Annotated in this window: 16 protein-coding genes and 1 pseudogene; all 17 read right to left on the reverse strand. The window is 58.5% G+C overall.

Annotation, left to right across the window (positions count from 1 at the left end):
- Window positions 1–210 precede the first annotated feature (210 nt).
- Window positions 211–378, reverse strand: a pseudogene (locus H6B15_RS15600) (GyrI-like domain-containing protein); the annotation flags it as partial.
- A gap of 2 nt (window positions 379–380) precedes the next feature.
- The gene (locus H6B15_RS13010; RefSeq protein ID WP_204648437.1) at window positions 381–704 is read right to left on the reverse strand and encodes a TfoX/Sxy family protein; all 324 of its coding nucleotides are present in this window, start codon (window positions 702–704) and stop codon (window positions 381–383) included.
- 2 nt (window positions 705–706) lie between these two features.
- Entirely contained in the window at window positions 707–1,618 is a 912-nt protein-coding gene (locus H6B15_RS13015; RefSeq protein WP_204648438.1) for a helix-turn-helix transcriptional regulator, read from the reverse strand.
- A 141-nt stretch (window positions 1,619–1,759) separates the two neighbouring features.
- Window positions 1,760–2,233 carry a metallophosphoesterase family protein gene (locus H6B15_RS13020; protein ID WP_204648439.1) on the reverse strand — a complete coding sequence of 158 codons (474 nt, stop codon included), beginning with the start codon at window positions 2,231–2,233 and terminating at the stop codon, window positions 1,760–1,762.
- A complete protein-coding gene (locus H6B15_RS13025; RefSeq protein ID WP_204648440.1) occupies window positions 2,230–2,946 on the reverse strand; it encodes an SDR family oxidoreductase in 717 nt (238 codons plus the stop codon). Before H6B15_RS13025 ends, H6B15_RS13020 begins: the two co-directional genes overlap by 4 nt.
- Window positions 2,947–2,957: 11 nt before the next feature.
- A complete protein-coding gene (locus H6B15_RS13030) occupies window positions 2,958–3,272 on the reverse strand; it encodes a TIGR04076 family protein (protein ID WP_204648441.1) in 315 nt (104 codons plus the stop codon).
- Between the two features lie 12 nt (window positions 3,273–3,284).
- Window positions 3,285–3,695, reverse strand: coding sequence for a peptide deformylase (locus tag H6B15_RS13035; protein WP_204648442.1), 411 nt, complete (start codon window positions 3,693–3,695; stop codon window positions 3,285–3,287).
- Window positions 3,696–3,859: 164 nt separating this feature from the next.
- A complete protein-coding gene (locus H6B15_RS15805) occupies window positions 3,860–6,145 on the reverse strand; it encodes a helix-turn-helix domain-containing protein (RefSeq protein ID WP_204648443.1) in 2,286 nt (761 codons plus the stop codon).
- 186 nt (window positions 6,146–6,331) lie between these two features.
- The gene (locus tag H6B15_RS13045; RefSeq protein ID WP_204648444.1) at window positions 6,332–7,141 is read right to left on the reverse strand and encodes a polysaccharide deacetylase family protein; all 810 of its coding nucleotides are present in this window, start codon (window positions 7,139–7,141) and stop codon (window positions 6,332–6,334) included.
- Between the two features lie 5 nt (window positions 7,142–7,146).
- Window positions 7,147–8,334, reverse strand: coding sequence for an oligogalacturonate lyase family protein (locus H6B15_RS13050; RefSeq protein WP_204648445.1), 1,188 nt, complete (start codon window positions 8,332–8,334; stop codon window positions 7,147–7,149).
- 3 nt (window positions 8,335–8,337) lie between these two features.
- Window positions 8,338–11,493: a hypothetical protein gene (locus tag H6B15_RS13055; protein WP_204648446.1), complete on the reverse strand. Its 3,156-nt coding sequence runs from the start codon at window positions 11,491–11,493 to the stop codon at window positions 8,338–8,340.
- Between the two features lie 130 nt (window positions 11,494–11,623).
- Window positions 11,624–13,210 carry an extracellular solute-binding protein gene (locus tag H6B15_RS13060; protein ID WP_204648447.1) on the reverse strand — a complete coding sequence of 529 codons (1,587 nt, stop codon included), beginning with the start codon at window positions 13,208–13,210 and terminating at the stop codon, window positions 11,624–11,626.
- A gap of 65 nt (window positions 13,211–13,275) precedes the next feature.
- Window positions 13,276–14,211 (reverse strand): carbohydrate ABC transporter permease, encoded by a 936-nt coding sequence (locus H6B15_RS13065; RefSeq protein WP_204648448.1) that lies wholly within the window; start codon window positions 14,209–14,211, stop codon window positions 13,276–13,278.
- An 18-nt stretch (window positions 14,212–14,229) separates the two neighbouring features.
- Window positions 14,230–15,237, reverse strand: a complete 1,008-nt coding sequence (locus H6B15_RS13070) for an ABC transporter permease (RefSeq protein WP_204648449.1) — start codon at window positions 15,235–15,237, stop codon at window positions 14,230–14,232.
- Window positions 15,238–15,661: 424 nt separating this feature from the next.
- Window positions 15,662–15,805 (reverse strand): hypothetical protein, encoded by a 144-nt coding sequence (locus H6B15_RS13075; protein ID WP_204648450.1) that lies wholly within the window; start codon window positions 15,803–15,805, stop codon window positions 15,662–15,664.
- 66 nt (window positions 15,806–15,871) lie between these two features.
- Window positions 15,872–17,332, reverse strand: coding sequence for an alpha-N-arabinofuranosidase (locus H6B15_RS13080; protein WP_204648451.1), 1,461 nt, complete (start codon window positions 17,330–17,332; stop codon window positions 15,872–15,874).
- A gap of 12 nt (window positions 17,333–17,344) precedes the next feature.
- Window positions 17,345–17,732 (reverse strand): 1,3-beta-galactosyl-N-acetylhexosamine phosphorylase C-terminal domain-containing protein (locus tag H6B15_RS13085; RefSeq protein WP_275951007.1); only part of this gene is annotated, 388 nt, incomplete at its 5' end.

The raw sequence follows: 17,732 nt of genomic DNA on the forward strand, positions 1-17,732 counted from the left end.
ACCCAGTCCCGCACCCTCAAACAAATGAGCAAGGAGGGAACGCTGACCCGGGAATACCTGCATCACCTGCTCACCGAGGAAAAGCCCAACCAGCGGCAGAAGTTCTTCCTCAATCAGGAGGACGTGCAGCGGTATTTTCCCAAGCACTACACCACGCAGCAGATGCAGCAGGTCATTCTCCATCTGCTCCACACCTGGCAGCACAAACGCGGCTACCGCATACAAAAGGCCGATAGCCTGTTTGTAGGCACCGTTTTCCTCGTTGGGATTGCCATGTCCGCGCACCGCCAGAAAGTTCATGGCAGGCACCGTGACGATACCCGGCGTTTTGGGCGGCAGATAAAATTCCTTGTATTCTTTCTTGTAGTCGAATGCCATACTCATTTCCTCCGCTTTTGGGATGCCGCTTTGCGCAGCGCTTCACAGGTGATGCGGGTCAATTCCACCGCCATGGTGGGGTCGTCCACGTCCTCTATCACAAAAGAATCGCTGGCTCCTTCATGAGATGGGGCTTTCGGCAGGCCGGGAAAGGCCATTTCTCCCTGTGGTGTAATTTTGATAAACAACTGGTCATCGCAGATGACGGCGAAGAAGGTCCCGTCGCAGAACAGGCCGTATTCTCCGAACATTTTGCGGGCACGGACGCTTCCGGCACCGCGCAGCTGTTCCACCACATACTCCACGTAATCAGGATGGGATGCCATCGCTACCTCCGTTTCTCATAGCGCTGGGCCAGCCGCCTGACAAGAGCCCCCAGCTGTTCCCGCAACTCGGCAGGCTCCAGCAGCTCAGCGCCGTCTCCAAAGGTGAGAATCCAGCTGATTACACTGTCTGCATCCGGGAAACCCCGGCGGAAAAGCAAGGAGCCGTCCGGCTGTACGGCAAAGCTGTCTGCACCGTATTCTTCCACCAGCCGCCAACGGCAGGCCGGGGCAAAACGAACACACACCTGATATTGGGCGGGATAAATCCGCTCCGGGTCCAGATCCGGCAAAGGGGCTGGGCGTGGTGTAAAGGGATCTCCGGCAGAAAGGTTTGTCATGCGGTTGAGCTTGAACAGGCGGAAGTCCTGCCGGGTTTGACACCAGCCCCACAGATACCATGTGGACCAATGAAAGACCAGATAATAGGGCTCCACGCTGCGCACCGATGTGCCCTTGGGCGCGTCGTAAGTGAAATGTACAAGGTGGTGCTGCTCCATGGCATTCTGTATGGCCTCGATTTTAGGGGCAAGGCTGCTTTTGTACCACGAGGACAAATCAATGAGCATGTGGGTGCCGCCGGATATCAGGGGGCTGTTTCCAGCGGACAGCTTTTCCATGAGCTGAGCATAGCGCCGGGTGCCGCTGACACTGTCCAGACTGCGCAGCCCCGCCAGAATGGCCTGCATCTCCGGGGCAGTGAGCACTGTGCGGTCCACCCGGTATCCCTCCATGATGGAGATCCCGCCGCCAGCACCCTGTGCGGTGGTGATGGGGATGCCTGCCCGACAGAGGGCTTCAATATCCCGCTGGATGGTGCGGCGGGACACTTCGAACTGCTCCGCCAGTTCCGGTGCGGTGACCTGTTTTCGCTGAAGAAGGATAGACAAAATGCCGATCAGCCGATCCATTTTCATGGAAACCACCGCCTTTGTTCTTTTGTCTGTATTATACCATAGCAACCGGACAACTGTCTGTCATGTTTGACTTTGCGGGAATGTTTTTCTACGGTTCCAGCAAAAAGAGCCCTGAACTGTCATAAACAGTCAGGGCCTTTTTCACGCGCGATTTTCCGGCAATGTTTCATGCGGGATGCTGATTTTTTCCACTTGTATCCTTCCGTTTTCCACCCGGGCCATCATCATGGTGATTTCCTGATGGAATCGGCGGGGACCGCAGGAGCCGGGATTGAGCCAAAGCCGCCCTTCCCTCTCCTCCTGCAGGTATTTGTGCGAGTGACCGAAGACCACCACATCCACACCGGTCATGTCCGCCGGAAGTTCCTTTTTGTTGTGTACCATGTAAAAGGTCAGCCCCTCCAGGGTGACGGTAAGGTCGTGGGGGATGGTCTCAGCCCATTCTTTGTCGTTGTTGCCGCGCACAACATACAGGGGCGCGTACTGCCGCAATTCATCCACAATACTCTGCTTGTTGATGTCGCCGCCATGGAGGATGGCATCGGCGGTTTTCAGGTATTCCTTCACCTGGGGACGCAGCAGGCCGTGGGTGTCGGAGAGAATGACAAGCTTCATCGGGCATCGCCCCCCTGCAAGGTCCACCCAAAATCGTTGTGGTAAATCATCTGGCGGGTCATGCCGCCGTCGATGCAGATGTTCTCCCCGGTGATGAACCCGGCTTTTTCCGAGCAAAGATACAGCACCATATTGGCAATGTCCAGGGGATTGCCAACCCGGCCCGCCGGCTGCTGGGTGGCGTCGGGGCCCTTATAGACAGTATATTGGGTATCGATCCAGCCGGGAGAGATGGAGTTCACCCGCACCTTGCCTGCCAGGCTTACGGCCAGGGCATGGGTCAGGGCCGAAATGCCGCCCTTGGCTGCGGTGTAGCTTTCGGTCTGGGGTTGGCTCATCCTGTCCCGGGAAGAAGAGATATTCACAATGGCTGCCTCGGGGGCAAAATGCGGCGTGAACAGTTTGGTGAGGTAGAACGGCGCCGTAACCCCCACCCGCAGAGCGTAGTTGAATTCCTCATAGGTGCAGGCATCCAGCCCCTTCATCAAGGGCAGGGCGTTGTTGATCAGGTAATCCACATGACCGTATTCCGCAACGACTTTGCGGGAAAAATCTTCCAGAACTGTCTGGTCGGCCAGGTCTCCCACATAGTAACTGTTGGGCTGCAGGTCGATGATACACACCCGGGCACCTTCTTTCCGGAATTCTTCGGCAATGGCCCTGCCGATGCCGTTGGCGCCGCCGGTGACAACGGCCACTTTATTTTCAAACATACGAATTCTCCTTATTCTGCATCTTCATCCAAAGCTTCCACCAGAAAACTGACCGGCCGGAACCCGTCGTTGCAGGAAAGCATGGCAGATCTGGGATTTTTCATCCAGCCTTCGTAAAAGTTTTCGGCCCCATGGCTCAAGGCCAGCACAAAGGGAGACAGGGTATCCCAGGCGCTCTGGCAGAGTCCTTCCGGCTTTTCCCAGCCGTTAGCGATGAATACCTGCCCCTGGTACAGATCGCAGGCATGGGAAAGGGGGTTTTCGTACTGCGCCATCAGGTCCTGATAGACGGTGATGCGCATGACGGTGATCCTGCATTTTTTCATAAGCGTTTTCCCTCAGATAAGGATGCCCTCACAGTGGTCGATCTCGTGCTGGATGATCTGGGCGGTCCAGCCGCTGAAGTTCTTAACACGGGACTGAAAGTTTTCGTTCTGCCATTGAACCTTGATGGTCTTCCACCTCTTGGTCGGCCGCACGCCGGTCAGGGACAGACAGCCTTCCTCGGTTTCATAGGGTCCGGATTTCCGCAGGATTTCGGGGTTGAACATGACCATATAATGGCCGTCATTGTCAAAAGCGATGATCCGCTTGTTGACGCCGATCATATTGGCCGCCATCCCCACACAGCCGTCTTTGTGGTGCTCCAGGGTTTCCAAAAGATCCACGGCCACGGGCAGGTCTGCCGGGGTGGCCGGCTCCGCTTTTTGGGCCAGAAAAGATTGTTCCCGGCAAATTTCACGAACCATACAGTTTTCTCCTTCGGGTTTGTTTTCTCTGTCTGCATTATACAGGGTTTGGGAGCAACTAGGCAAGACCATGCCGGTGGATTGCGGCTCTCCCCTACCCTTTTCCCCATCAGCAAAGCGGCCCCCGACGAATCTGTCGGGGGCCGCTTTGCTTGCTATACTGTTCAGGGTTTGTTTTTGCCGGTCTGGTATTCACGTTTGTACTTGCCCGGCGTCATCCCCACTTCCCGGCTGAAGAACCGGATAAAGTTCTGTACATTGGAATAGTGCAGGGTTTCGGCCACCTGCGCCACCGACATATCGGTGGTGAGCAGCAGTTCCTTGGCCATTTCCAGTTTTTGAGACACGACCAGGTCGCTGAAATTGGTGTTGCGCTCGTTTTTCAGCACCTTCCAGATATAGCTGGCCGAATAATTCAACCGCTCGGCACACTCGTTCAGGGACAAATCGCCGTTGGTCTGTTTGATCAGGGCAATCACGTTTTTGACCAGTTCACTGGTGTTGTCCCGGCGGAAATTGGCAAGCATATCCATCACTGGCACGGCCACCTCTTCCATCAAAAAGGCTTTCATCTTTTCTTTGCTGTAGATCCGGCTGATTTCGGCAAACAGGCTGTCGCTGTGGTCAGCCAGAATCTTGCTCACCGAAAGACCTGCGTTTTCCGCCACCATGAGCAAGGTACTGACCAGGCGCTGCAGATAAAACATCCGCTCATACCCGCGTATCCCCTTTTCTTCCAGCCGGTCAATGAACACACCGATCAGGCGTTCGGTTTCCCGATGGTTGCAGGAGGTCAGTGCTGCCACGATCTCGTTTTCCAGCAGGGTGTCGTAGCTGTGTTCGGTATGGTTGTCCTCGGTGGGCGTGTAGAAGACCAGCTTGCGCGGCCCTTCTTCCGCAGAGGCTTCCCGGCTACGCAGCGCCTCGCGCGCTTCGTGCCAGGCCGAGGCAATCTGCTCCGGGTTGTCGAACATACGGCTCACACCGCCCACACACCGGAACCCAAGCCAGGCACTGACCAGCTTGGCCGCCCCTTTGTAGACGGTTTCCACGTTTGTGTTCAGTGCTTCTTCGTTGTCGCCGCCCACCACCATGACCACCGTGGCGTCCACCGCCACCGGGCAGAAGAACAGGTACCGGCTGATTTCCACGGGCAGATGCTGCGTCACCGTCTGGGCAACGGCCTCCCGCACCGAACCGGTCATCTTCTTTTCAAAGACGATGTTCAGCACCAGCAGCCGGTAGACCCCGAAGGGCTGGATGTTGAATTCCTGCATGGTATTGTGGATGGCGTCCAGAGTGGCCTCGCTGCGCAGAATATGCAGAAGGAACTGCTGTTCCAGCTGGCGGCGCTGGGCCTGCACCAGTTTCTGCATATCCTTCTGGTTCTGGGCAGCCCGGGTCACGCCGGATGTCAGATAGTCAAATTCATCCTGATCCTGTTCCCTCTGGCCAAACACACCGTTGGCCTGATCCAACAGTTCCCGGATGGGACGGTACAGGAAAGCACTGTTCCAGCGGCAGACCAGCAGTACCACCAGGGTAACCAGAAGAATCAGCAGCGAAATCCACAGCGCTGTTACAACAGAACCAAGATTCTGTTTTTCGTTGTAGGCCACGTAACAGGTGATGCCGTTGAAGTTGATGGACTGGCCCTGAATCAGATAGCTGCCAAAACTGCCGGGGATACGCAGTTCGCCGTCGTCCACATTCCGCGTTGTGGACAGCGCCTCGGCCAGCTGGGCATCGGTGGCTGTGATGGGATCACGGTTGGCGTCCAACAAGGCCACATCATAGCCAAGGGGCTTCCACTCCGCCGCCATATCGGACAGCCACTCCATATCCAGATGGATCATCAGCAACCCCACCAGGCCGTCCTTCACCGAAGTGATGCGCGCCACCAGGCAGCGCCCGGATACATCCAGGTACATGCTGGAGGTGCCCCGCACTTCGGCGCCCGTCTGGTTGACCCAATACAGTGTTGCCGCCTGGTCCCGCTGTGCCTGAATAAAGTTTTGAATTTCTTCCTGGTTTTTCATGCGCGCCAGGGGAAACATGCCCACATTGCTCAGCACCCAGCCGTAGCGAAGATTGATATACTCATACCCCGCCACATAGGTGTCCACATAGTCACCGCCCCGCAGCAGCTCCTGGGCATCCCGCAGGTTGCTGTACCGGCTGTAGGGAATTTCCACACAGCTTTCCATCCAGGTAAAGCTGGAATTCCGCAAGGCAGCCAGGTAATACTTGCGCAGCGCATCAAAGGCACTGGTCATACGCACCGCCGCGCTGGCGGTTACCTCTCCCAGTTTGGCATGGCCGCGGGTGGTTTCGCCGCGGTAGTACAACAGGCCGGACAAAAGGCCGCCGATCAGCAGCGGAATGGCCACCAGCAAGACCAGGCGGTTGAAGATCAGCGTTTCATATCGGCTGCGCTGTTTTTCCTTCACAGTCTGGTTATTTGTAGGTTTCCGGGTTTCCACAAGTTTCCTCCCTTGTTGCGGCTAACGGTGCACAATGGCCGGTGTCCTGCCGCCCCGGACATCTTCGGCCAGAATGGATAAGAGAAGACACGGCAGCCGTCGTGCCATTTTTAATGATACGATTTTTCTTGACGAGAATCAAGTCATTTCATATTACAACCGCACGGTGGCACCGCCGGGAATTTCCAGGCGGTCGCCGTCCACCTCAATCCACACCGACTGTGCCGCCGGGTTGTGCACCATATCTGCCGCCACCGTAAACTGCAGGCGCCGGGCATCCTCCAGATAGTCCACGATCTGGATGTTGGTGGCGTACCAGGTATCGTCCTTGCCGGCCACCATATCGCAGAATCGTTCCATCTGGGCCCAGTCGTCCTCACAGGTAAACTCAAAGCTGTGGCCCCACACATACATCATATACAGGTACTGGGTTTTGAACAACGCCGCAAACCGTTTTCCGTCTTCCAGCAGCTGGTGGGTGTGGTGGCAGGTGGATTTCCAGGTCATGAAATCGTTGGGAATGGCAAAGTCATGGGTATCCCCCACCACCCGGGCATACCGGATGCCCAGGGAGGGCAGCATGGCCGCAATTTCCGGGGTCCAGCTGCCGTTGGGATAAGCCAGCCCCCGCACCGGATACCCCATCACCGATTCCAGGCCCAGGCGGTCTTCCAGAATCTGCCGGGCCACCTGATCGATGGGGCTGCGGGCAATGGTGGGATGCAAACAGGTGTGGCAGGCCACCTCATGACCCCGGTACAGCTCCCGCCACTCGCTGGGGGGAACACGGTCCTCCCACAACAGGCCGGCGTTCAGGTTGAAGGTACCCCGCACCCCGTAGCGGTTGAACAGTTCCACCAGGCGGCGGTCTTCCAGACGTCCGTCATCAAAGCTCATGGTCAGCACCTTGTGCCGCCCGCCGGGGAAACAGATATAAATATTTTTCAGTTTCGGCAATTCCATGGGATTCACTCTCCTTTTTCGGTGACGTCCGCCGTCTTGGCCAGGTAGACACAGGGTTTGCCTTCCTTATCGGAGGTAAACACCACACCGGTGCCGTCCGGGGTAAAGCAGGGATGGGGATGGGCATCCTGGGGCGTACCGTGGATGGTGGTCCAGCTGGTGCCGTGATAGCACAGGGGGATCTCCTTTTTGTTGGCAATGTCCACCAGGTAGATGAAATCGTTGCGCACTTCCTGGCTCTTGTCCTTGCCAGTCTGCAGATGAATGGGGGTTTCCTGGCCCTGGCAGTCCCCCACGAACCAGCGGCGCTGGTGGTCGCAGATGAAATGGGCATAGGGCAGGCAGGGCATGAACAGCTCTTCCTCCAGGGTTTCGGGGCGCATCATCCGGATGGTCTCGGTGCTGCCGTCGTCCGCCTTGCGGTAGACATAGGCCATTTTATCCCCGGAAGGCATCCAGAATTCGTGGGTGATGATCACATCTTTGGGCTGGGGACGGGCGCACCGGTAATTGCTGCCGTCGCTCTGAATCAGCCACAGCCGGGCGTCGATCATGTCATAGGGGCCTTCGTGGCAGAACATGATGGTGTCGGGGTCACCGGGGCGCAGCTGGGCGTGACCAAACCAGCAGCGGTCCTCCACCACAATGTGCTGCTTGCCGGTCTGGGTATCCACATAGACGATGTGGCACAGGGGTTTGGCGGCGCAGGTCAGAGGGAAGAACTCCCATCCCTTCTTTCCGGTCAGGTCGGGCAGGGTGTCCCGCCGAGTCTCGGTCATGACCAGGTAGCGGTTATCGTCGCTCATGCCCCAGTTGCCGCAGTCCCAGCCCTCCGGCGCGCTGTACAGGCAGGTGCGCTGCAGGGTGGCCAGGTCCAGCTGCCAGACCTTACGGTCCTGCTGGTAGTAGATGGACTTGTCGTCCGCCGAGATCATGGCACCGTAATCGTCCAGGCCGTCCCCTTCGGTGAGCTGCACGCCGTCGCCGGTGGCCAGGTCCATCAGGTACAGGTTGCGGCGTCCGTCCACCTCAGCGCAGTACAGCAGCCGGGAGCTGTCCGACGTCACCATGCGGTTATAAAAGTACATATGATGGCTGGTATGGTCCGGCTGGGTGAGCCGGATGACCGTGCAGCCGGTATAGGGGTCACGGGTGGTGACCGGTGTCTGATGCAGAATATCTCCGATAGCCATGGGTTATTCCTCCTCAAAGGCAGCTTTCAAAACATCCAGGCGGGGATCGGTGCTGTGCAGCACCAGCTCCGCAAAGGCACGGGCAAAGCGCAGGGCACCCGCCTGCTGCAGGTGGGCGTCATCCTGCTTTTCACCATGCCACAGGTACAAAGATTTGGCGTGTTCGGCGCCGGTGGCGGTGACAGCCGCCGCCGTGGCAGCCCCCAGATCCAGCCAGACCGCGCCGTTTTGTTTGGCAAAGACGGCCATAGCGTCCCGGTATTCGGGGAAGCTGGGGTGGCAGACGCCGTTTTCGTCAAAGATGCGCATGGCCACCGGGGAAACAAAGATGCAGGTTGCCCCGTGGCGGTTGGCGGCGTCCAGATAGGGCTGCAGCGATGCACCGAACTTTTCCACAGGTACATAGCGCTCCGGCTTTTCCCGGTTGGCGTCGTTGTGGCCGAACTGCACCACCAGATAATCCCCGGGTTTCAGGCAGTCTTCAATGTCCGCCAGACGACCTTCCTCCCGGAAGGAGCGGCTGCTTCGGCCCGCCATGGCGCAGTTGTCCACCGTGATGCCGGGCAGATGATACCGGCGTTCCTGGGGGAAGGAACAGCCGGGCCGGGTGTCCTCCCGGCACAGGGCTGCCCCGGTCATGCACCGCCAGAGCTGCTGGCCCCAGCCGGTCTGGGGGGCTTCGGCTTCGGAATAGCTCTGCACCGTGGAATCCGCCGCCAGGTAGACGGTGGGCCGGGCCTTCAGCTGAGGCAGGACGTTGGCGAAGTCCATATCGCCGGCATAGTAGAAGGAGGGATAGCCCGGCTGGTTGTAGCAGTTGTTCTGCCAGGCCACCCCGCAGCGGTACTGCGGGTCATGGAGCAAAGTGAACAGTTTATGATGGGTCAGATCGGTGGTGGTATAGATGCGGATGGCGGAATCGTCCTCCAGGCGCAGCAGCAGTTCTTCCCGGAAATCGCCGAACACATCCGCCACCAGGCTCGGATTGCCCTTGGTGCCGTTGTTGGTGGCGGTATGCTCGGGCATCAGCATGGTACCGTGGGTCAGATCGTTCACCGCACCGCACTTAGGGCCGTGGAGGTAATCCCGGCTGTCGGTGACCTGGGTGGACAGGTCCCCCGCCCAGTAAATTTTCATGTTGGTGCTGGGAGCTTCCAAGGGCAGACGGTTGCCGCGGCAGTCGTACACGTCCTTGACCCACACCTGCAGTCCCCGGGTGTGGGGGTCGATCTTGCCGATCATGCAGCGGCCCAGGTCCTCTTCCGCATATTCGCCGAAGCGGACCTTGCCGGTCTCCGCATCCCGCAGGGCCCAGCCGTAGGGCGCGTTCTCCGCCCCCTCGTAGACGTTGAACAGGTCCAGGCCGGGGCTGTCCGGGTCGATGTCTGCCAGGTGCATGGCATCCCCATGACCGAACTTGGCCCGGGTGCCGTCAGGCAGGGTCCCTTCGCTGGAATAGAGCAGGCTGCCGTCCTGGTCGATGACCGCGGCGCCATAAACGATCTCCATGCAGCCGTCCCCGTCCACATCCCCTGTAGAGATGCTGTGGTTGCCCTGACCGGCCAGAGCACCGTAGACCGGATCACTGCCCTGGGCCATATGGCAGCCGGTGTCCCGGAAGGGATTGGCCATGGGCACAAAACCGGAGTCCACGCTCCAGCGCTCGGTGAAATGGCCGTCCTTGAAGTCGTAGGCCACCAGGGTGGCGCGGGTGTAGTAGCCGCGGCAGACGATCAGGCTGGGGTGTTCCCCGTCCAGATAGGCCACCCCGGAATTGAAGCGGTCCACCCGGTTGCAGGGTTCGATGCGGGGCATGGCGTAGTCACCCCAGAGCAGGCCATCGTCCACCCGGCCGAACTTGAAGGGGATGGTTTCCAGTTCCCGGCCGTCCCCTGCGAACATAGTCAGGTATTCCGGGCCGGAATAGATAAAACCCTCAAATTTTTCCAGATGGTTCCGTTCGCTGCGGGAGGGGGCATATTCCCGGATGAAATAGTCCGCCATGGCCTCGGCATCCTGGGCACTCAGGGGATAGTTGTACCGCTGGGGAATACCGAAACATTCCTCCAGCGTGTCGGGCCAGTGGCCGGCCTTCACCTCCGGGTGGTCCCGCCAGCCCGCAAAGACTTCGGCCATATGCAGGCGATAATCAGCGGCGGAGCAGACGTAATTGTCGCTGTGGGAGTATCCGGCTTCCACATCCTTTTGGGGCATGGTCACGTACCGCTGCCACAGCACCGTGCCATCCGGGGCGTAGCGGGTCATGCGGGTGCCGGGTGCAGTCTTGACGGCCATCTCAGCCCGGCCGTCCCCGTCGAAATCGTACACCATGAACTGGGTGTAATGGGCTCCGGCACGAATATTGGGGCCCATGTCCAGCCGCCAGAGCAGGGCGCCGTCCAGCTTATAGCAATCGATCAGGCAGCGGCCGGTATAGCCCTTGATGGAAACATCCTGGGAATTGTCCGGGTCCCACTTGACGAAGAATTCCAGCTGGCCGTCCCCGTCCACATCCCCCACGCTCATATCGTTGGCATGGTAGCAGAAGGGTTTGCCGTCGGGGGTGGTGCCGCCTTCCGGCTTGTGCAGCGGTAGGTCATAATACCCTTCGGCCCAGACTTTTACCTGGCAGCAGGGCTCACCTTCCTGGCCGGCATACACCGGGGCCACGGCGTACCGGTCCCCTGCCCCGCCGTCGGCATCCAGATAGTTGGTACTGTCGCTCACCTGAGCCAGGCGCTGCCCGTTTTTGTACAGGACAAAATCAGCGCCGGTCAGTCCCGTCTCGCAGTAGCCGTTCACCTCGCTGCGCAGCAGCCGCCAGCTCAGGAAGACGCCGCCCTCGGTTGCCACCGCCACCAAGCCCCGGTCCAGGGCTTCCAGCTGGGGATGGAGCGCCCGGGCCAGCGGAGTGGTCAGAACCGGGCTGGTTTCCAGGGTATGGCCGTCCTTATCCAGCGCCCGCAGCCGCAGATAATACGGAATGTGGGTGGAGCGCCGGAACCGGAACTGCAGGTCCCCGGTCCGGCCGGCTTCCCGGAACCGGACGGTATCAGACATACGGTCAGACCATTCCAGGGCGTATGTGACCGCGCCGGGCACCGTCTGCCAGCCGACGGTGGTGGACTGGGCGTCCTGGGCCAATAGTGTAAGGTTCATCGAAAGATCCGCCTTTCTGTACAATTTTGCAAAAGATTGCCGCGCCCGGACCGACAAAAAAGGCACCGCGAAAGAGTGTCCGCGGTGCCTTTCCGGCCGATGCCGCAGGGGGTGCGGCCTGATTCAGTTTTTACTTGGAGGAGTCGGCAGCGTACAGCTGGTTGACCTCTTCGATCAGCTGAGAACCGCCGCGGTCCAGCCACTGCTGGGAAGCATCTTCCAGGCCGGCGTCGTCGATCTGGCCGCAGATGTACTGGGTGCGGGCGTCGTCGATGATCTGCTCGATATCGGTGCCGACTTCGGCGTTGATCTCGGAGTTGGCCAGATAGCCCAGAGCCGGGTTGAACACAGCGTACTGCTCATTGACTTCCTGGCAGGCTTCAGACTCGATCTGGCTCTGTGCCTTTTCCAGCGGATGGGTGGTGCTGGACATGTTGGGAATGTAGGCAACAGCCTGGTTCAGGCCGCAGTTAGGCAGCTGGGAAGCGTCATACTCGGGGTTCAGAACCACGTTGCCGTTCTCGTTCAGGTCATAGCTGATACCTTCGATGCCGTAGTCGGCCAGTTCCAGCATGGCGTCGTCGTTCATCTTGTCCAGGAAGGTCAGGCAGTTCTTCAGATCATCCTCGGTCTTGGCGCCGGACTTGGTGATCAGGTAGAAGCCGTTGTAGCCGCTGGTGGCCAGGGTGCGGGGTTCGCTGCTGGCATCCTTGGCGATGGGGCCGACCATGGTCATGGTGGCGGTGGTGGAAGGATCCACAACGCTGGTCACGTTGTTATCGGTGAAGTAGTTCCAGATACGCTTGGCACCGTCCATGGTGTCCAGGAAGCAGCCGGCCTCGCCCTTCTTGCAGCCGTCCTCCCAGGTGGAGGTGTCCACGGTTGCCCAGTCGGGACGAACCAGACCGTCTTCATAGATCTTGCGCATCCACTTCAGGGCTTCCTTGTATTCTTCGGTCTGATGGACCGGGACCAGCTTGCCGTCCTGCTCCACCCATTCGTTGCCGCAGCCGAACCAGGTCTGGATCACGTCCAGAGGGCCGGTGTACTTGCACAGTTCCAGGCCGTAGGTGTCATCCACGCCGTTGCCGTCCGGATCGTCGTAGGTGAAGGCATAGAGCATGTTGTACACATCCTCGATGGTCTTGGGCGGCTCGGTGATGCCAACGGCTTCCGCCCAGTCAGTGCGGTAGGCAAAGCCGTAACGGCCGATGGCACGGGTACGGGGAATGCCGATGATCTGGCCGTCCACGGTCAGGCCCTTCAGAACGTTCTCATTGGCCTGGCTCAGGTTGGGATAGGCTTCGCTGTCCTGCAGGTAGCTGCTCAGGTCCCAGAAAGCGCCCTTCTTGGCAGCATCCACGATGTTGGCATCCAGCGCACCGGACGCAGTCAGGATCATGGGCATGTTGTCCTTGTCCATCAGGGTCAGGCCGAACTTATCCTTGTAGGTATCGTTGGCTTCCAGACGCCACTCCACGGTGGTGTTGGTGTAGTCTTCATAGGTCTGAATGACTTTGTCGGAGTTGTCATTGGCGAACTCGGTGCCGTAGAAGGTGGGAATCATGAAGGTGATGGTGGGGCGGCCGCTGGTGGCGGCGCCTTCGGCGGTGGCCGTGCCGGTGCTGGCAGAGGACGAGCTGCCGGAGCTGCCGCAGCCAGCCAGGGCGGTGACAGCCATCATGGCGCTCAGGGTCAGGGCGATTTGCTTTTTCATGGGATGTTTTCCTCCTTTTTCTTTATCACACGCAAAACTGCGTGATTGGATACGTGTGTTTGGGATCAGCCCTTGACGGAACCGACCATAATGCCTTGGGTGAAGTATTTCTGAACAAAGGGATAGATGCACAGCATGGGCACGGTGGCCACCACAGTGGTTGCCATCTTGATGGACTTGGCCGGCGGCATACCGGCGGCGCCCCAGTCAAAGGTGCTGTCCTGGGTGATCTTGTTGGTCAGGAAGACCATGCGGCGCAGCACGATGGTCATCAGTTCCATGTCGGGGTCGTTGATGTACATCATGGCGTTGAAGTAGGCGTTCCAGTGGCCGACGGCGTAGAACAGGGCAACCGAGGCCAGAACGGGGGTGGACAGGGGCAGGATAATGCGAACAAAGGTGATCAGATCATTGGAACCGTCGATGATAGCGGCTTCTTCCAGTTCGTTGGGCAGCCCCTGGAAGTAGTTCTTGATGATGATCATGTTGAACGCACTCATGGCGCCGGGCAGCCACAAAGCCCAGTAGGTGTTGCCCAGGTTCAGGATGTTCATGATCAGGATGTAGCTGGGCACCATGCCGCCGGAGAACAGCATGGTCACGATGACCATGTTGATGAAGCCGTTGCGGCCTTTGAGGTAGCCGCGGGACAGCGGATACGCCAGGGTGCAGGAGACGAACATGTTGATCATGGTGCCCACCACGGTGACCAGCAGCGAGTTGCGCAGGCCGCGGAACACCGAGCCGTCTTTCAAGATGTAAGAGTAGGCATTGAGGGAAAATTCGTGGGGAATCAGGAAGAAAGGCCGTTCGGTCAGTTCCTGCTCGGTGGCGAAGGAGCCCGCAATCACGTAGATGAAGGGCAGCACGCAGAGCAGCGCAATCAGGGCGATAAGAATGTACAGGATGATCTGCACTGCCTGGTCACCCGGCGTGCGCTTTTCCAGCGTACCCGTTGCGCGGATGGCATTGGGGTCCTGTTTATGTAAAATACCGGACATGGTTATACCTCCTTGCGCTCAGTACAGGCCGGATTCGCCGAAGAGCTTGGCAATCTTGTTGGCGCCGATGACCATGACCATGCTGACGATGGACTTGAACAGGCCGGCGGCCGTAGCCAGCGAATACTGACCGTTGACAATGCCCTTGGTGTAAATGTAGGTATCGAACACGTCGGAGACCGAACGGTTCATGGCGTTCTGCATCAGGAAGATCTGTTCATAGCCGGTGTTCAGCAGAGAGCCGACCTTCATGATCAGCATCAGGATGATGGTGCCGCGGATGGCCGGCAGGGTGACGTGCCACATCAGCTGCCAGCGGCCGGCGCCGTCGATCTTGGCGGCTTCATACAGCTGGGTATCCACGCTGGACAGAGCGGCCAGATAAATGATGGTGCCGTAACCGGTTTCCTTCCACAGGTTCTGCCCCACGATCATGGTGGCGAACAGGTCGGGGTCGGACATGATGTCCGGGGCATTCTGCTTGCCGAAGATCTGAACCAACAGGTGATACGCCACACCGTCGGTGGTGGAGAACAGCTGATAGGTCAGGGCCGCCACAATCACGATAGACACAAAGTGGGGAATGTATACCAGGGTCTGGCTGAAGCGCTTGAACCATTTGCAGCGCAGCTCATTGAGCAGCAGGGCCAGAATGATGGGTGCCGGGAAGGCAAAAATCAGGTTGGCCAGCGAGATAGCCAGCGTGTTGCGCAGCAGGCGCCAGAAGTCCGGGCCAGTAAATAGTTTTTCAAAATATTTCAGTCCGGCAAAGGGGCTGCCGAACAGTGCCTGAATGGCGGTATCGCCGTTGTAAGGACTGAAGTCCTCAAACGCCATAACCAGACCAGCCATAGGCGTATAGTTAAAAATGAGCATGTACAAAATGCCCGGGATCATCAGGATATACAACCAATAATGCTGTGAAAACGCTTTGCGCCAGGTGTTGTGTCCCAACTGGGCGTACGCGCGTTTTTCCTGCTTGGTCCGAGCACCGGCTGCTTTGTCCGCCGTCAGTGTTTTCGCCATTGAGGGTTCCTCCTTCATTGTATGCTCCCATGGGTTCCGCACCGCCGCAGCCGGCGCCGGCGCTGTGGAATCAGGGACCGCGTGCAGGGCCGCTCACCCTTCGAGCTCCCCGCTGCCTTTAGTCAAATTGTACGGCACCCCCAAAGCTATTTCAATAATCAAATCATCTCATCTTTTTTACCTGTTTTTCATCTTACTATCGATAAATTATCCATATATTTGAAGCCAAATAATCATCAGCGTGACCATACAGATTGTTGAGTGTTTCTGCCCTATATTGGATACTTTTTATATAATCTGTCAACGCGGTTTAGGCAATACGCTAAAGTGTCACATTCTCTACAAGTCATAAATCGGACTGCTTTTCCGGCCTTGTGCAATGGGGGAAGTCTTCTGTTTTTCCTTGCGGCCAACGGTCTCCGATTCATCCTTTCGGGCCTTTCTGCCGAGTGCTTTTCAAGGCATGGTTTCCGGCATTTTTTCCTTTTTGCATGGCCGGATGCAGGCGGATGCCGGCGTGGATCGGGGCGTGGTTTTTCTCGGCATTTCCGTTTTTCCACATGGACAAAAAATTCCGCCCTGCAAGAATGCAGAGCGGAATTTTTCAGATTTTTACCGGTCCCGGACCGGAAGATCATTGCTGGCAAACGGTGAACGCGGCCACGCTGCAGGGCGGCAGCACCGCCGTAAATCCGGTTTCGGAGCAGGTTACGGGCAGTGTAGCCGGAATCACAGACTGCGGCTGTGCAAAGGTATTGTGGGCCGACGGCGCACCCACCAGCACGCTGGCGGTGACCATCGCGGGAGTGACATCCCCCAGCAAGCAGTTGACGGGGACAGACTCGCTTTCATTGAGGTTTGCCACCGTGACCAGCACGGTGCCGTCCTCTTGTTCGCTGGCAGACATATGCAGTTCGGGGACCTGTTCGCCCTCCTGCCCCAGCATCCGGGTCTGGGCATAGCTTTCCAGCTGGCGGGCTCCCTGATGGGCGCCGTACATGGCAAACACATGATAGGTGGGGGTCATGATCACCTTGTCGCCCTCGGTGAGAAGCATGGCTTGCAGCACATTGACGGCCTGGGCAATGTTGGCCATCACCACCGTATCGCAGTGGTTGTTGAAGATATTCAGATTGACGGCCGCCACCAGCGCATCCCGCATGCTGTTCTGCTGGTAGAGGAAGCCGGGGTTTGTGCCGGGTTCCACGTCGTACCAGGTGCCCCACTCGTCCACACACAGACCGATGGGACGACCCTTGGCAAAGCGGCGGATGATACGGCTGTGATTTTCCACCAGTTCTTCCATCCGCAGGGTCTTGTGCAGGGTGGTGTAGTATTCCGCCCGGTCAAAGTCGGTAGCACTGCCCTTGTGCTGCCAGTCCGGACCGGGGATGGTGTAGTAATGCAGGCTGACCGCATCGATCACATGCCCTGCACGCTCTACCACGGTGCGGGTCCAGTGGTAATCGTCCACATTCGCGCCGGATGCAATCTTGTACGGAGACAGCTTTTCATCATAGGCACGCAGATAGGTAGAATACTGACGGCACAGGTCGGCGTAATACTCGGCCCGCATGTTGCCGCCGCAGCCCCAGGCCTCGTTGCCGATGCCCCAGTACCGGACACCGAAGGGCTTTTCCCTGCCGTTTTGCCGGCGCAGATCTGCCATGGGCGAGACCCCGGCCATGTTGCAGTATTCCACCCAGTCGGAGAATTCCTGCACGGTGCCGCTGCCCACATTGCCCGAAAGATAGGCCTCACAGCCCAGCTGCTCGCACAGTTCCAGGAATTCGTGGGTACCGAAGGCGTTGTTTTCGGTCACACCGCCCCAGTTGGTATTGATGATGGTCTTGCGTTCGCTGCGGGGGCCGATGCCGTCCTGCCAGTGGTAAGTATCCGCAAAACAGCCGCCCGGCCAGCGCAGTACCGGAATGCGCAGCTTTTTCAGCGCTTCCACCACCGGGGCCCGCAGGTTGCCGTCCTGGTCAGCGATACCGCCGTAAATGCAGCGGCCCAGGTGTTCCGAAAACTGCCCATAGATATTCTTGTTGATCGTACCTGCCGAACGCGCGGCGTTGACAAACAGATAGGCCATATGCCTCCTCCTTTATTGTTGAATCATCCGGGTGGCAAACGGGTCCAGTTCCACCTGCACATCGCCTTCCGGTGTGCGGACACGGGTGGTCTGGGGGTTATCGGTGTTGTTGATCACCGCCAGGCGCCGCGCGGCCGGGAACCAGGCACATTCGCATCCTGCGTTGTCGGTGAGATAATCCGTCTGGGTCAGGGACATCCCCTTGGCCCACAGCATCAGGTTGAGCAGCAGGCGGGCATTCTCTGGGCTGTAGGCAAACCCGGCCAGGTAAATGCCCCGCCCCTGGCCGAAGGCGTGGGTGGCAATGGACGGGCAGCCGTCCTTTTCCGCCAGGACCCGGGTGTCCTTGTCGGTCAGGTAGAGGTGGTCCCGGGTGCAGAGGGTGGCGCCCTCGGGGATC

The organism is Gemmiger formicilis (genome assembly GCF_016900095.1).
In the GTDB taxonomy this organism is placed as follows: Bacteria; Bacillota; Clostridia; order Oscillospirales; family Ruminococcaceae; genus Gemmiger; species Gemmiger formicilis_A.

Bases quoted from the DNA above. Each gene is read 5' to 3' on its own strand.
- H6B15_RS13050 (WP_204648445.1), bottom strand. From the start codon at position 8,334: ATGGCTATCGGAGATATTCTGCATCAGACACCGGTCACCACCCGTGAC.
- H6B15_RS13060 (WP_204648447.1), bottom strand. From the start codon at position 13,210: ATGAAAAAGCAAATCGCCCTGACCCTGAGCGCCATGATGGCTGTCACC.
- H6B15_RS13015 (WP_204648438.1), bottom strand. From the start codon at position 1,618: ATGAAAATGGATCGGCTGATCGGCATTTTGTCTATCCTTCTTCAGCGA.
- H6B15_RS13055 (WP_204648446.1), bottom strand. From the start codon at position 11,493: ATGAACCTTACACTATTGGCCCAGGACGCCCAGTCCACCACCGTCGGC.
- H6B15_RS13045 (WP_204648444.1), bottom strand. From the start codon at position 7,141: ATGGAATTGCCGAAACTGAAAAATATTTATATCTGTTTCCCCGGCGGG.
- H6B15_RS13025 (WP_204648440.1), bottom strand. From the start codon at position 2,946: ATGTTTGAAAATAAAGTGGCCGTTGTCACCGGCGGCGCCAACGGCATC.
- H6B15_RS13010 (WP_204648437.1), bottom strand. From the start codon at position 704: ATGGCATCCCATCCTGATTACGTGGAGTATGTGGTGGAACAGCTGCGC.
- H6B15_RS13080 (WP_204648451.1), bottom strand. From the start codon at position 17,332: ATGGCCTATCTGTTTGTCAACGCCGCGCGTTCGGCAGGTACGATCAAC.
- H6B15_RS13020 (WP_204648439.1), bottom strand. From the start codon at position 2,233: ATGAAGCTTGTCATTCTCTCCGACACCCACGGCCTGCTGCGTCCCCAG.
- H6B15_RS13035 (WP_204648442.1), bottom strand. From the start codon at position 3,695: ATGGTTCGTGAAATTTGCCGGGAACAATCTTTTCTGGCCCAAAAAGCG.
- H6B15_RS13065 (WP_204648448.1), bottom strand. From the start codon at position 14,211: ATGTCCGGTATTTTACATAAACAGGACCCCAATGCCATCCGCGCAACG.
- H6B15_RS13070 (WP_204648449.1), bottom strand. From the start codon at position 15,237: ATGGCGAAAACACTGACGGCGGACAAAGCAGCCGGTGCTCGGACCAAG.
- H6B15_RS13030 (WP_204648441.1), bottom strand. From the start codon at position 3,272: ATGAAAAAATGCAGGATCACCGTCATGCGCATCACCGTCTATCAGGAC.